This window comes from Salinigranum sp., from assembly GCF_041641895.1.
In the GTDB taxonomy this organism is placed as follows: Archaea; Halobacteriota; Halobacteria; order Halobacteriales; family Haloferacaceae; genus Salinigranum.
Window position 1 is genome coordinate 18,688 of record NZ_JBEPXO010000011.1, and the last position, 13,163, is coordinate 31,850.

At 67.8% G+C, this 13,163-nt stretch carries 14 protein-coding genes and 2 tRNA genes; 8 read left to right on the forward strand and 8 right to left on the reverse strand.

Features of this window, described 5'->3' with window-relative positions; all coding sequences use genetic code 11:
• Positions 1-11: 11 nt before the first annotated feature.
• Positions 12-806, reverse strand: a complete 795-nt coding sequence (azf, locus tag ACESK5_RS03815) for an NAD-dependent glucose-6-phosphate dehydrogenase Azf (RefSeq protein ID WP_372910221.1) — start codon at positions 804-806, stop codon at positions 12-14.
• A gap of 173 nt (positions 807-979) precedes the next feature.
• On the opposite strand from azf, the gene ACESK5_RS03820 reads away from it, so the two are divergent.
• A complete protein-coding gene (locus tag ACESK5_RS03820) occupies positions 980-1,318 on the forward strand; it encodes a dihydroneopterin aldolase family protein (RefSeq protein ID WP_372910222.1) in 339 nt (112 codons plus the stop codon).
• Positions 1,319-1,416: 98 nt separating this feature from the next.
• Entirely contained in the window at positions 1,417-1,854 is a 438-nt protein-coding gene (locus ACESK5_RS03825) for a DUF5790 family protein (RefSeq protein WP_372910223.1), read from the forward strand.
• A 50-nt stretch (positions 1,855-1,904) separates the two neighbouring features.
• Here the strand turns inward: ACESK5_RS03825 and ACESK5_RS03830 are convergent, their stop codons facing one another.
• From ACESK5_RS03830 to ACESK5_RS03845, 4 genes are all read right to left on the reverse strand, one after another.
• Positions 1,905-3,470, reverse strand: coding sequence for a Na+/H+ antiporter NhaC family protein (locus tag ACESK5_RS03830; protein ID WP_372910224.1), 1,566 nt, complete (start codon positions 3,468-3,470; stop codon positions 1,905-1,907).
• A gap of 234 nt (positions 3,471-3,704) precedes the next feature.
• Positions 3,705-5,633 (reverse strand): ABC transporter ATP-binding protein, encoded by a 1,929-nt coding sequence (locus tag ACESK5_RS03835; protein WP_372910225.1) that lies wholly within the window; start codon positions 5,631-5,633, stop codon positions 3,705-3,707.
• A 50-nt stretch (positions 5,634-5,683) separates the two neighbouring features.
• Positions 5,684-5,974 carry a hypothetical protein gene (locus ACESK5_RS03840; protein ID WP_372910226.1) on the reverse strand — a complete coding sequence of 97 codons (291 nt, stop codon included), beginning with the start codon at positions 5,972-5,974 and terminating at the stop codon, positions 5,684-5,686.
• 81 nt (positions 5,975-6,055) lie between these two features.
• Positions 6,056-6,574 (reverse strand): DUF192 domain-containing protein, encoded by a 519-nt coding sequence (locus ACESK5_RS03845; RefSeq protein WP_372910227.1) that lies wholly within the window; start codon positions 6,572-6,574, stop codon positions 6,056-6,058.
• A gap of 102 nt (positions 6,575-6,676) precedes the next feature.
• Here ACESK5_RS03845 and ACESK5_RS03850 point away from each other — a divergent pair.
• Positions 6,677-6,750, forward strand: a tRNA-Val gene (locus ACESK5_RS03850).
• A 283-nt stretch (positions 6,751-7,033) separates the two neighbouring features.
• Here the strand turns inward: ACESK5_RS03850 and ACESK5_RS03855 are convergent.
• Positions 7,034-7,360 carry a cupin domain-containing protein gene (locus ACESK5_RS03855; protein WP_372910228.1) on the reverse strand — a complete coding sequence of 109 codons (327 nt, stop codon included), beginning with the start codon at positions 7,358-7,360 and terminating at the stop codon, positions 7,034-7,036.
• Between the two features lie 112 nt (positions 7,361-7,472).
• On the opposite strand from ACESK5_RS03855, the gene ACESK5_RS03860 reads away from it, so the two are divergent.
• Positions 7,473-7,546, forward strand: a tRNA-Phe gene (locus ACESK5_RS03860).
• Between the two features lie 190 nt (positions 7,547-7,736).
• Here the strand turns inward: ACESK5_RS03860 and ACESK5_RS03865 are convergent.
• Complete coding sequence (locus tag ACESK5_RS03865) at positions 7,737-8,267, reverse strand: hypothetical protein (protein WP_372910229.1); 531 nt, start codon at positions 8,265-8,267, stop codon at positions 7,737-7,739.
• Between the two features lie 259 nt (positions 8,268-8,526).
• Between ACESK5_RS03865 and ACESK5_RS03870 the strand changes: the two genes are divergently transcribed.
• Complete coding sequence (locus tag ACESK5_RS03870) at positions 8,527-9,009, forward strand: Hsp20/alpha crystallin family protein (protein ID WP_372910230.1); 483 nt, start codon at positions 8,527-8,529, stop codon at positions 9,007-9,009.
• A gap of 439 nt (positions 9,010-9,448) precedes the next feature.
• On the opposite strand, the gene ACESK5_RS03875 is transcribed toward ACESK5_RS03870, so the two are convergent.
• Positions 9,449-9,883, reverse strand: coding sequence for an SRPBCC family protein (locus ACESK5_RS03875; protein ID WP_372910231.1), 435 nt, complete (start codon positions 9,881-9,883; stop codon positions 9,449-9,451).
• Positions 9,884-10,029: 146 nt separating this feature from the next.
• Between ACESK5_RS03875 and ACESK5_RS03880 the strand changes: the two genes are divergently transcribed.
• The 3 genes from ACESK5_RS03880 (at position 10,030) to ACESK5_RS03890 (ending at position 13,159) form a co-directional block, all read left to right on the forward strand.
• Positions 10,030-10,506, forward strand: coding sequence for a redoxin domain-containing protein (locus ACESK5_RS03880; protein WP_372910232.1), 477 nt, complete (start codon positions 10,030-10,032; stop codon positions 10,504-10,506).
• Positions 10,507-10,669: 163 nt separating this feature from the next.
• Positions 10,670-11,386, forward strand: a complete 717-nt coding sequence (locus ACESK5_RS03885) for a twin-arginine translocation signal domain-containing protein (RefSeq protein ID WP_372910233.1) — start codon at positions 10,670-10,672, stop codon at positions 11,384-11,386.
• Positions 11,387-11,404: 18 nt separating this feature from the next.
• A complete protein-coding gene (locus ACESK5_RS03890; protein WP_372910234.1) occupies positions 11,405-13,159 on the forward strand; it encodes a spermidine synthase in 1,755 nt (584 codons plus the stop codon).
• Positions 13,160-13,163: the final 4 nt, after the last annotated feature.

Sequence of the window (13,163 nt, forward strand, 5' to 3'; positions counted from 1 at the left end):
AGCGCGGGAGACTACTCCGCGAGGTGTTCCTTCGGCGTACCGTCGGCGTGGTAGTCGGCGGAGTTGTCCTGTGGGTCGTAGCCCAGGACGTCCCGCGCACGGTCGATAGAGTAGTACTTCCGGTCGTTGTCGGAGATACCGTAGACGACCTCGTACTCGTAGTCGGCCTGCAGACAGCAGTCGAACAGGTGGGCACAGTCGCGGTAGGAGAGCCACATCGCCTGGCCGCGTTCGTAGTTCCGCGGTGGGTGGCCGCGGGTGAGGTTGCCGATACGGACGCAGACGACGCTCATTCCCGACTCGTCGTGGTAGTACCGTCCGAGTGTCTCGCCGGCGGCCTTCGAGACGCCGTAGAGGTTCCCCGGTCGGGGGAGTTCGGAACCGTCGAGGCGGAACTGGTCGTCGGTCCGGTACATCTGCGGCGTGCGGTCTTCCGTCTCGTACGCGCCGACGGCGTGGTTCGAGGAGGCGAACGCGAACTTCTCGACGCCGGCGTTGGCGGCGGTTTCGAGCATCGTCTGCGTGCCGTCGATGTTGTTCCGGAGGACGGAGTCCCACGGGGCTTCGGGACGGGGGTCACCCGCGAGGTGGACGACCGCACCGACGCCGTCGACGGCGTTCCGGACGGCGTAGTCGTCGGTGACGTCGGCGACGAACACGTCGGCGTCAGATACGGTGTCGGGAATCTTGTCGCTCGACAGGGGTTCGCGGTCGAGGAGTCGCCAGTGGTAGCGGTCGCCGAGGTGGCCGAGGATGGCCTGCCCGACGCGACCGCCCGCCCCCGTCAAGAGAACCGGCTTGTCCATTCGAGTTGTCGTTGTGCGTGGGGGGCGTAAGTAAGGTGCGGTTCGAACGGGGGCAGTCGCCCGACGCCGTGCGGGACCGTCGACCGTTCAGCGGCGCGCCGTCGGTCGTTCCCGCCACCGGGCGGTCGCGGGGAGACCCGTGGACTCTTGCGGGACCGGCCCCCAGTGCCGCCATGGCTACCGACGCAGAACAGGCGTGCTTCGAGGCGGGCATCAAGTTCGGTTCGCTCTACCACCAGTTCGCGGGGACGCCCGTCTCGCCGGACAGTATCGAGAGCCTCGAACGGGCGATGGAGGAGGCCATCGAGAACCAGCCGTACTGTGTGTCCGTCTCGGTCGACATCCACGAGGAGCGCGTCGCCGCCGCTATCGACCACGAGAACGGCTACACCGAACTCACGGGGAGCCTGATGGACGTCGAGATGCGCATCGAGTACGAGGCGCGGGTGGTCCGGACGCGGATGGAGATGGACGCGGGCTACCCGCTGATGAAACTCGTCTCGGTCGAGTGACCCCGGTGGGCGTAGACCGCCGCGTGTGGCCCGCTCGCGGCACCGTTCACTTTCACTTCGCGGCAGGCGTTTAACTCGAACGCGGTCGAACGGGGAGTATGAGCAGTCAGGCCCAACTCGGTGACGACGACCTGTTCGGCGAAGCCGCGGCGGAGATGCGCGCGGACGTCGAAGAGCACCTCGACGCCGCACGCGCGGAACTCCCTGCTCCCGACGACGTCTGGGAGACGGACGCGGACAACGTCCTCGGCGTCCTCAACGGACTGAAGTCGTCGCTCGACGTCGGCGACGCCGCCGAGGAACTCCGACAGGCGAAGAAGTGGTACGTCATCGGCTCTCGCGCCGAGGCGTTCGAGGACGCGGAGGACCTCGAAACCGAAATCGAAGAACTCGAAACGCTCATCGAGACGGTGACCGAGGCACGCGAACAGGTCGCCGAACTGACCGGCGTGATGCCCCAGTTGCGCGGTGCGCTGCAGGACGCGGGCGAAGAGGAAGAAGAGGAAGAAGAGGAAGAAGAGGAAGAAGAGGAGTAGTCCGGCGGTTCGCACCCCCGAGCGTCACCGACCGAATCGGCTGCGTCCCGTCAGTCGGCGCCCGAGTCGTACGAACTGGGTATCTCGACCGACAGTTCTTCCGAGAGCAGGTACGCCACGAGTGCGACCGCAGCGACTCCCGCCGGCAGTGCGACGAACGCCGAGACGCCGTACCCGGCGAGGAGGAACAGCCCGGTGGCGACGACGCCCGCGAGCACCGCGTACGGAATCTGGGTGTTGACGTGGTCGACGTGGTCGCTCGCGGCGAACATACTCGACATCACCGTCGTGTCGGAGATGGGTGAGCAGTGGTCGCCGAACAGTGCGCCGGTGAGGATGGCGGCGATAGCCGGTGCCAGCGGCGCGCCGATGGCGTGCCCCAGCGGGATGGCGACGGGGAACATGATCCCCATCGTCCCCCAGGACGTCCCGATGCTGAAGCTGATGAGGACGGCGCTGAGGAAGATGACCGCCGGGAGGAGCTGAGGCGTGACGACGCCCTCGCTGATGGCGACGACGTACGGGCCGACGCCCAGTGCCTGACTCACGGCACCGATAGACCACGCGAGCGAGAGCACTGCGACGGGGAACATGACCATCTTGAACCCCTCGAAGATGGCGTCGCTCACTTCGTCGAGCGCGATGCGTGCGTGGCCGACCAGAATCGCCAGGACGACGCCACAGCCAGTGAACGAGGCCCAGAGGATCGAGTCGGCAGTCGCCGCGTTCGCCAGCGCGTCCGTGAGACTCCGGCCACCGAACCCGCCACCGGTGTAGTACAGCGAGAAACCGGTCATCGCCACGAGCGCGGCGATGGGGGCGGCGAAGTACCACCAGCGCGGGTCGACGTGGTCGGGAGTCTGGATGTCGTCCTCCTGCGTCTCCAACAGCGGGTTCGCGTTGTCGGCGAGTACCTTGCCCTCGGTGCGGGCACGACGTTCGGCCTTCGCCATCGGGCCGAAGTCCCAGCCGGCGAGGACGACGATGAACACCAGTACGATGGCGAGGAGGCTGTAGAACCGGTACGGGATGGATTCGAGGAACAGCAGGAACGCGCTCCGGTCGACGCCGATGGTGTTCAACTGTTCGGCGATGAGTCCGACCTCGAACCCGAGCCACGTCGAGACGACCGACACCGACGCGGTGGGCGAGGTGGTCGAGTCGAGGATGTACGCCAGTTTCTCACGACTGATGTCGAAGCGGTCGGTGATGGGTCGCATCACCGACCCCGTGATCATCGTCGACGCGTAGGAGTCGACGAAGATGGTCATCCCCAACAACGACGTCCCGAGTTCCGCCTGTCGCCGCGTGCGGATCCGCTCGGCGATGCGCTCCGCCAGGGCGTTCATCCCGCCCGAGAGGAAGATCATCCCGAGCATCGCCCCGATGAGGAACGTGAACAACAACAGCTTGACGTTGAACGTCGCCGTGACGTTGTCGACGACGAACTGGAGGCTCCGCGCGGCCCCCGCGGCGGGGTTCCAGCCGACGAGGACTGTTGCGCCGATCCAGATGCCTGCGAACAGCGACAGGAGCACCTGTCGGGTGACGAGTGTCAATCCGATCGCGAGCAGCGCCGGGAGGAGGCTGATGAGGCCGTACGTTTCGGCTGTCATGACGCCGGAAGGCGGGTTGACAGCTATCCATCAAAAGGCTGGTGTGTGAGGATTCGATACTGTTTCGAGGGATACCAGGAGTGGTGTAGACCTAGAACTGGAGTCCGTGTCCGAGGTCACGGTGGAGAGCCGTCTCCGGCGTCGTCCTTCGAGAGCGTCTGTTCGACCGGACGCGTCGTCGTAGAGGGCCCGACGGGACGACCGGCGGTGACCGACCGAGCGGGCCTCGAGCAGTCAGTCGTCGCTGTCGACTTCGACGCGAGCACCCCGGCCCCGAGCACGTTCGACGAACTCCTCGGGGAGGTCGTCTATCTCGCCGGCCTGGACGCCCCAGAGGTGTGCGTACAGGCCGTTCTCGTCGATGAGTTCGTCGTGGGTGCCACGTTCGACGACCCGGCCGTCCTCGACGACGACGATCTGGTCGGCGTCCTTGATAGTCGAGAGGCGGTGGGCGATAGCGAACGTCGTCCGGTCCTCCGTCAGGGAGTCGAGCGACCGCTGGATGAGCATCTCCGTCTCCGTGTCCACGTCCGACGTCGCCTCGTCGAGGACGAGGACGGCGGGGTCCCGGAGGACGGCGCGAGCGATGGCGACCCGCTGACGCTGTCCGCCGGAGAGTTTGACCCCGCGCTCGCCGACCATCGTGTCGTACCCGTCCGGGAGGTTCTGGATGAACTCGTGGGCCTCGGCGGCTTTCGCGGCGGCGACGACTTCCTCGTCGCTCGCACCGAACGAGCCGTAGGCGATGTTCTCCTTCACGGTCCCGTGGAAGAGGAACGTCTCCTGGCTGACGTAGCCCATCGCGCGACGGAGACTCGACACCGAGACGTCGCGGACGTCCTGCCCGTCGATTTCGATGGCACCCTCGTCGACGTCGTACAGGCGGAGGAGGAGTCTGAGGAGCGTCGACTTGCCGGCACCGGTAGGGCCGACCAGGGCGACGGTGTCACCGCCTTCGACGGTGAACGAGACGTCCTCGACGACGCGTTCCGCCGAGGTGTCGTAGCCGAAGGAGACGCCGTCGTACTCGACTCTCCCCTCGCTCACGACGAGGTCGGGCGCGTCTTCCCGTTCGGGGATACGGGCGGGTTCGTCCATGAGGCCGAAGACGCGTTCCGCGCTGGCGTACGCGCGCTGGTACATGTTGATTATCTGCCCGAACTGCGCGAGCGGCCAGACGAACCGCTGGGTGAAGAGGACGAAGACGACGAAGTCACCGGGCGAGAGCGTTCCCGTGAATATCCACGGACCGCTCCCTTGGAAGACCCAGAGACCGCCGACGGTGAAGGTGAGGAGGAAGCCGATACCGGCGAGGACACGGAGCGCGGGGAAGAAGACGATGCGCGTCTCGATGGCGTCCCAGTTGGCGTCGTAGTAGTCGAGCGAGACATCCTCGACGCGGTCGGACTCGTACGACTCGGTGTTGGCGGCCTTGATGACCGAGATGCCGCCGAGGTTGTTCTCCAGGCGGGAGTTCACCGTGCCCACCGCGGCGCGCACGGCGGCGTACTTCGGCTGGATGGTCCGGATGAACAGGTAGGTGAAGAAGGCGATGAGCGGCACGGGGAGGAGCGCGACGACGGCGAGTTGTGGGTTGAGCCAGAACAGCACGCCGGCGATGCCGAGGACCATGATACCCAGCCGGAACGCGGAGTTGAGGCCGTCGTTGAGAAACGTCTCCAACCGGTTGACGTCGTTCGAGAGGATGGACATCATCTCGCCGGTCTGCTTGTCGGCGAAGAAGGCCATGTTGAGCCGTTGCATCGACTCGTACGTGTCGACGCGAACCGCGTGCTGGACGTGCTGAGCGAAGCGGTTCCACCCCCAGTTACGGACGTAGTGGAGTCCCGCCCCGCCGAAGAAACCGAGGGCGACGAGGCCGATGGTGAACCAGAACTGCGCTTCGGCGTCGGCGGGAATCCACGCGGCGGGGACGAGCGGGAGGTCGTACGCCTCGTTGTCGAGGAAGATGGCGTCGATGGCGACGCCGAGGAGGAGCGGGGGCAGGAGGTCGAGGAGTCGAGCGGCGACGCTGGCGGTGAGGCCGAGCGTGAACGAACCCGCTCGCTCGCGCCCGTACGCGAGGAACAGGCGACGCATCGGGTTCTGCACGTTGTCGCGCTGTTCCTCGAACGGGTCGTCGTCGTCGAGGCCGACGTCCATTACCGCTCGTCAGGGGTGCGCGAGTAAAAGCGTTTCAGCGCCTCACCCGCTCAGACGACGCGCGACTCGACCGCCGGGTCGATGCCGGCCTCGCCGAGGTCCTGCCTGATTCGCTCTCGAAGTGGGTCGGGGACCGTCTCCCGGCCGACGGGGACCGCGAGTTCACCGTCACCCTTCACCTTCCAGTAGAGGACGCAGTCGGAGGGAGCGTAGTACTCGACGCTGTAGTGGTCGTCCGCGCCGCGGTAGTGGACGCGCGCCGCGAACCCCTCGGCGTGCCACCCCTCCTGTGCGCCGAGCGCGTCGACGGCGTCGGTCGTCGAAGAGTCGACGTCGGTCATGACACGCCCGGCTACGACCCCCAGCACCAGAGGGTTTCGGTCGACTCCTGTCCCCGTGGGGGAGACGTCGGACGCACCGGCTCAGCCGACCGACTCGGGGACGACGACCCGGTCGCCCTCGTCGAGTCCCGTCTCGTTCGCGGTCCCGCGGGGGAGTTCGAGCACGTAGCGACCGGTGCCCCGGTAGCGAGTGAGGTCGGAGTTGTTCGTTCCCTCGGGCGGGAGCGACGCGTGGTGGATGGTCGTGACCGTCCCGTCGGGGGCGACGAAGACGATGTCGAGCGGGAAGTCCATGTCGCGCATGACGTAGGCGTACTCACCGGCGGAGTCGTGGACGAACAGCATCCCCTCCCGGGGGGCGAGCGACTCGGTGTCGGAGAGGCCGAGGTAGCGTTTCTCGGCCGTGTCGGCGACGCGGACGTCGATGTCGGCCAGTCGGTCGCCGGAGGCGTCGACGAGCGTGACCGTCGCCCGCTCGTACTCGCCGTCGTCCGGCGGGTCGACAGTCGCGAGGAGACCCGACTGGACCACGACGACGCCGGCCGTCAGGAGCACGAACGCGACGGCGACTCCGAGGAGCTGTCGGGTGTCGATGCCCATGTGCAGGGGCAAGCGAGGGACGTGCGTAAGCGTTCCGTCGGCCGTGGGAGAGCGAGGAGAATCAGAAACCGTTATTCCGGCGAAGCGTGTCCGTCGGGATACGGGCTCGTGGTCTAGTTGGTTATGACGCGGCCTTTACAAGGCCGAAATCGGTGGTTCGAATCCGCCCGAGCCCATCAGATTCTGTGGCGAACCGAACGGTGAGCCACGAATATGTGTAACGAGGGCGGGAGAACCTGACCGGGCGCGCGCAGCGTGCGAGCACGTCCGGGCGTGGTTCGAATCCGCCCGAGCCCACTTCTCTGCGACCGGCCGACGAGCGAAGCGAGTCGCGTCGTCGCAGTGTGTGGCTGACTGGGATTCGAGCGTGAGAGACGAGGACCGGAGGGACCAAGTCTCGCGAAGTTCGAATCCGCCCGAGCCCCCGTGGAGAGAAGCGCCAGCCCCGTCCCGACACCTTCAGTCCCCGAGCGTCCCCTCCGCGGGGGCGAAGAAGACGAGCACCGTCAGGTCAGCCTCGACGTCGACGAACCGGTGGTCGACCTCGCGTTCGACGAAGACGACGTCGCCAGCCTCGACGGGGGACGTCTCGTCGGCGACGACGATGCTGGCGCGTCCCGAGACGACGTAGTAGACTTCGTCCTCGGTGTGTGGCTCCTGTTGGTCGACGGCGCCCGCAGGAAGTCGGTAGAGGCCGACGCTCAGTGAGTCCCGGCGCAGGAACTCGAGATAGGGTTCGTCGGCGTCGGAGAGGTCGGGGAGGTCGGAGAGGGAGGTGTGGTCCACACCTGTCGGTCGATGCGAGGAACGATAGCGTTGCGGGCGTGAGCAAAAACCGGCGAAAACGGTCGGTTCAATCCGAAATCCTTTTTTCTCTCATCGGCTTCGTTCAGCACGCGCCGCCTTAGCTCAGACTGGGAGAGCACTCGACTGAAGATCGAGCTGTCCCCGGTTCAAATCCGGGAGGCGGCATTTTCCTGTGAATCAGCGAGGGAGCGAGGCGACCGTCCTCCTCTGGGTCACAATCCGGGAGGCGGCACGTCTACCGCGAACGACGACGGGCATCGCGAGCCGTCCGTGGGCAGCGAGACGGACTCCTCACGGGTCGAACCGGGCAATCACAGCCAGCATAGCGGGCGAAGTCGGTGACGTTCGCGGCCGTTCAGTCGTCGGTCCGCGTGGCGAGCCACGCCCCCAGCGTTAGACCGTAGACCAGGTGGCCGACGTGGAACGCGTAGCTGTCGTCCGGCGCGATGTCGAGCAGGCCGCGCACCAGGATTCGCTCGCCGAACACGGAGAGCAGGACGCCGAAGACGACGGCGAGCGGTCCCGCGCTCGACTGTTCGACCGGGGTCGGCGGGCCGCGTCGGCCGCCGCTCGTCTCGACCGACTCCCGGGAGGGGAGCACCGCTGCGAACAGCGCCCCGGCCGAAGCGCCGTAGAGGAGGTGGAGGAGGAGGCCGGCGGCCGGATACTCCATCGCTCGGCCACCGTGGACGAACTGCGCCCAGAAGTCGGCGGACGGCGGGAGCGACCGGGTCACCGGCAGGCGGAAGACCGTCATCACCACCGTCCCCAGGAGACCACCCTCGACACCGCGGTGGAGGCGCTTCGAGAGGGCGGACGAACTGGGCGGATCCGACGGCGACGGGTCGGGCGGGGCTTCCTCGTCTGCGCGCGAGCGGGATACCATCGGTGCGTCTTCCGCGCGGCGTGGCGTAAGCGCTCGGCAGGCGAGTGCATGGCCGTCGAGTGGCCGTTCGTCCGCGCCGGTTCGCAGGGTGACGCGCGTGGCGCCCACCGGTGCGGAACGAGGGGACCCGGTCGCCGTTGAGCGAGGGTCCGACCCTCGGCCGTCGACGAGCCGAGAGCCAGCCGGCCGCACGGCGAGAGTTCCAGCCGGTCGCTTTTACGCGTCGCGGGACAACGTCGGTCGGGAGAAACAGAACACGATGACCGGTGAGAACCACAGCGGTCCGGACGACGACTCGCGCGGGAACGACGAGGGGAGCGACGACATCCACGTCGAGTTCGGTCTGTCGGTGAGCGACCTCCTCGGAGGCGTCCTCGGCGGGGGTGACAGCGGCGAGGGAGCGGAGCGCACGGGACGAACAGGCGCCGCCGGGACTCCCGAGCCGTCCGCACGGGACACGGAGCCGTCGGCGACGGACGTGGGCGAGGCGGCAGACGAGTACCACGTCGAGACCTACCGGGAGGACGAGCACGTGCTCGTGGTCGTCGACCTGCCCGGGGTCGACTTCGAGGACGTCTCGGCCGGCATCGTCGAAACGACGAACGACCTCGTGGTCCTCGTCGAAGGCGCCGTCGTTGAGCGGGTGTCGCTACCCGGTGGGCAGTTCGAGGTCCGCAAGTCGACGTTCAACAACGGCGTTCTGGAGATTCGGCTCCGGCCGGTCGGCGAGTCCGGAGCGTAGGGAGTCGTCCTCACGTCGTCGTCGCGCGGCGTCCGGGTCGGGGAGCGAGCCGCGACCCCCTGAGACGGCGGACGCCCGCGGCCCGCGTTCGACGGTTCTCGCCGTGCTCGCGCCGCTTACAGCAGCGAGCGGAGCAGTCGAAGCGGGAACGTGACGATAGCGATGACGAGACTGAGTGCCTCTCTCGCGAACGAGCGGAGTGTTTCGAGCACGAGTGGACCCTTCGCCTCCGACGAGCAAAGCGCCTGAGGTTGCAGTGGCAGGGGGTAGTTGTACGGGACGAGTCGCGTGTCCGCTTCGCCGACCCCGGATTCGGACGAAACGATGAGGACGGAAGGCCCGGACTCGTCCGGAGAGCCTGCCGGCGGAGTCGATACCACGGTTCACGGCCGGACCGGCGACGTCGACGCTCCCCGTGACGTCGGGGACGCTCGACGCGTCACGTCACCGTCGCCCGTTCGACCCGCTCCTTCACGGCCCGGTTCATGGCCTCGTAGTCACGCTCGGGGGTCTCGGTGACGACGAACCGCCCGAGCACCCCGGAGACCTCCTCGCGGTTGTGGAGCCGGGTCCGGTCGCCGGAGAGCGGTTCGAGCTCGAACGTGTGTCGTCCTTCGAACAGCCACGGTGACCAGAGCCGCCCGACCCACGCCAGACGGCGTTCGGGGTCGACGTCGGTGACGGTCACCGTCATCTCACGGTCGGCGGCCCCCACCCGACGGACGCGGATTCGGAGCGTCGAGCCCTCCTCGAGCGTCCCAGTCGCGCTGACGACGTGTGGGTTCCAGTCGGGGTACGACGCGAGGTCGGCGAGGCAGTCCCAGACGACCGCGGGCGGTGCGTCGACGTCGACGTGTGTCGCGATGTGTTGCACGACAGAGAGACGTCGTCTGTGAACAACGCTGTTTCGACGCCCGCTCCGGCGACCGGTGTGACGGAATGACGTGACAACGCGTTCGACAGCCGGTCATATCCCCCCGTTCACCGCCCCTTTTCACCGTCCGGGCCGACCTTCGAACGATGGTAGCAGAATCCGACACCGCACCGACGTTCACCGCGACACTGGCGAACGGCGACGTCGAGACGTTCGACCTGTCCGAGCACCTCGGTGACGGGCCGGTCGTCCTCGCCTTCTTCCCCGGCGCGTTCACGCCGCCGTGCTCGAACGAGATGGTCGCCCTGCAGGACCACCTCGACGACTTCGAGGCGGCGGGAGCGACCGTCCTCGGCGTCAGCGCCGACTCGGCGTTCTCGCTCAACGCCTTCCGCGAGGAGCACGGCCTCGGGTTCGACCTCGTCAGCGACATGGACCGGACGGCAATCGAGGCGTACGGGCTGCGAATCGACATCGAGGACCTCGGCCTCCTCGGCGTCGCGAACCGCGCCGTCTACGTCGTCGACGGCGACGGCGAAGTCAGCTACGTCTGGACCACCGACGACCCGACGGTCGAACCCGACTACGAGGAACTGCTCGACGCCGTCGAAGCCGCCTCGTAAGCGACCCCTCGGCGTCCGCCGACCCACACTGCCGAGGCCCGACACCTTCTCGACGAGGACCGGCCGTGTCGCCGGGTCGAGCCCCGCGTTTCGGCCGTCCCGTGACACCACTCGTCGGACCACCAGACATATACCAGCCTGCGCGAAACTCCGGTTCACAGTCATGCGACGACGCCGATTCCTCCAGGCGTCCGGTGCCGTGGCACTGTGTGCCGCCGCCGGATGTCTCGGCGACACCGCCCCTCCACCCCGCAAGTCGAACGCCCTCTCCGACGTCGAACTCCGCACGTCGGGCGAGCAGCCCAGACTCCAGATTGACCTGGCCGACGACCCCTGGGTCGTCTCCCGCTACGACGGCGGGTCGTCCTCGTCACTCGACGCACCGCGCTCCCTGCTCGGCCGTCTCAGTCCCGTCGGGGCCGCGCGGGCGAAGGGCGGCGGGAAGGGCGGGGGCGGGAGCGGGGCCACCGGCCGCGGAACCGGCGGATACTCCTCCGCTCCGCGGACGCACAACGGCTACGCGTGGTACCACGGGACCGACGACAGCGACGACTGGTACGACAACCACGCCGACGAGGTGACGCGGTACGCCGTCGTCGTCGGAAGCGTCGGCTTCGCGTCGCTCGGCCGGAACCCGACGTACGTCGACGACCCGCCCGAACCGGGACCGGTCCCCTGGGACCGGACCGTCGAGGACCCCTCGGGCCAGCACACCTTCGAGGCCGGAGACGAGGGGTGGTACCGGGTCGGCGCGGAACTCGTCGGCGAGAACGTCGACCACTCGTTCGGCTGGGCGAGCGTCGACGTCCACGTCAAGGACGACCCCTTCGAGGGGGGGATGGCCATCGAGGAGGAGTGGAAGGTCTCCCCGCGCGTCTAACCGTTCACTCGGCCTCCGATGTCACGCACTGCCCGTACCGAGCTGCTCGCCCTGCTCGCGCTGACGTTCGTCGTCTCCTTCTGTAGCTTCGCGTACGAGTTCGTCTACTCGGAGCTCCTGACCGTGATGTACGGCGGCACCGTCACGCAGTACGTCGTCACCATCGGGCTGTACTTCGTCAGCCTCGGCGTCGGCTCGGCGCTCTCCGACGACCTGTCGGACGACCGGGTGTCGAACCTCTTCCGGACCGAGGTGTACCTCGCGTTCGTCGCGCCGGCGGGCTTCCTGCTCGTCGTCGGCCTCAACAGCGTCCGCATCCCGCAGTCCGTCCCGGCGGAACTCGTCTGGGTCGTCGCGCGGACCCCCGTCGTCGTCGTCGGCTTCCTCTCGGGCTTCGAACTCCCCCTGTTGACCCGGATGGTCGACGAGAGCGGTGACGGCTCGGCAGTCCTACCCCCCACCCTGACCCGCGTCGCCGACGCCGCGCATCGCGGTGTCGTCCGGGTGCTCTCGCTCGGCTGGCACACCGAACGGACGACCGAGGCCCGGAGCGGCCTGTCGCTCGTCCTCGCGATGGACTACCTCGGCGGCCTCGTCGGCGCCGTCGTCTACGCGCGGGTGCTGTACCCCGGACTGGGTCTCATCCCGACGGTGTTCGTCCTCGCGCTGCTGAACGGACTGGCCGCGCTCGCCGTCCTGGGCGGGTACAGCACTCGGTGGCGGGTCGACGCCGCACGGGAGCGGCTGGTGAGCCGCGAGTCGGCGGCGCTCGTCGCTGCCTGTCTCCTCGTCACCGCCGCCTGTGGTGTCGCCGTCGCGAACGCCGACCGGGTCGACCGGGAACTGTCCGAACGCTACCTCGAACAGCAGGTGGAGAACGAGTATCCGCCGGGTGCGATGTCGGTGGCGGTGGTCGACCAGCGGACGACACCCTACCAGCACGTCGTCGCGTACGAGCGGACCTGGACCGGCGCGGGACCGAACCCGCACTTCGCCGGGGAGACGGAGCGGTGTCTCCGCCTGGACGACGCCGTCCAGCTGTGTGAGTCGTGGGCCGACTCGTACCACCAGGGGCTGGTCGACGTCCCGATGTCGCGCTTCTCGAACGGCTCGGAGACGAACGTGCTCGTCGTCGGTGGCGGCGACTTCGTCGCCGTCGACTCCCTCCGGGAGTACGGCGTCAGCGTCGACCAGGTCGACCTCGACGCGGCGTTCATGGCCTACGCGAAGGACGACCCGTTCCTCTCGCAGTGGCACGACGACGCCTACGAGTACGACCGGCTGAACACCACCGTCGGCGACGGCTACGCGTACCTGTCGCAGACGAACGAGACGTACGACCTCGTCCTCCTCGACGTCCCTGGCGCGACGGACGACGACCTCCTCCCGTTGTACTCGACGGAGTTCTACCGGTCGATTCGGGACAACCTCGCCCCCGACGGCGTGGTCGCCGTCTGGGTCTACGACGAGAACGCCTACGCACAGCACAACAAGGCGTTCGTCAACACCGTCGGCGACGCCGGCTTCACGCGGTACGCCCCCTACTGGGCGTGGGAGGACGTCGACGGCGACGGCACCGAGGAACGCGTCGAGCGGTTCTACCTCCTCGCGCCGGGCGAACGGTCCGGCTTCGACGTCGACGCCGGCGGGGCGTACGTCCGCGCGCACCGTGACCGCTACCGGGACCTCCGGTGGCGCGAACTCCCCCGATACAACGGCGTCGAGGTGAACTCCATCTTCGACCCGAACTACGACGTCCTCGTCGACACGTAGACAC

Coding starts and splice junctions, on each gene's coding strand:
- azf (WP_372910221.1), bottom strand. CDS start 806: ATGGACAAGCCGGTTCTCTTGACGGGGGCGGGCGGTCGCGTCGGGCAG.
- ACESK5_RS03820 (WP_372910222.1), top strand. CDS start 980: ATGGCTACCGACGCAGAACAGGCGTGCTTCGAGGCGGGCATCAAGTTC.
- ACESK5_RS03825 (WP_372910223.1), top strand. CDS start 1,417: ATGAGCAGTCAGGCCCAACTCGGTGACGACGACCTGTTCGGCGAAGCC.
- ACESK5_RS03830 (WP_372910224.1), bottom strand. CDS start 3,470: ATGACAGCCGAAACGTACGGCCTCATCAGCCTCCTCCCGGCGCTGCTC.
- ACESK5_RS03835 (WP_372910225.1), bottom strand. CDS start 5,633: ATGGACGTCGGCCTCGACGACGACGACCCGTTCGAGGAACAGCGCGAC.
- ACESK5_RS03840 (WP_372910226.1), bottom strand. CDS start 5,974: ATGACCGACGTCGACTCTTCGACGACCGACGCCGTCGACGCGCTCGGC.
- ACESK5_RS03845 (WP_372910227.1), bottom strand. CDS start 6,574: ATGGGCATCGACACCCGACAGCTCCTCGGAGTCGCCGTCGCGTTCGTG.
- ACESK5_RS03865 (WP_372910229.1), bottom strand. CDS start 8,267: ATGGTATCCCGCTCGCGCGCAGACGAGGAAGCCCCGCCCGACCCGTCG.
- ACESK5_RS03870 (WP_372910230.1), top strand. CDS start 8,527: ATGACCGGTGAGAACCACAGCGGTCCGGACGACGACTCGCGCGGGAAC.
- ACESK5_RS03880 (WP_372910232.1), top strand. CDS start 10,030: ATGGTAGCAGAATCCGACACCGCACCGACGTTCACCGCGACACTGGCG.
- ACESK5_RS03885 (WP_372910233.1), top strand. CDS start 10,670: ATGCGACGACGCCGATTCCTCCAGGCGTCCGGTGCCGTGGCACTGTGT.
- ACESK5_RS03890 (WP_372910234.1), top strand. CDS start 11,405: ATGTCACGCACTGCCCGTACCGAGCTGCTCGCCCTGCTCGCGCTGACG.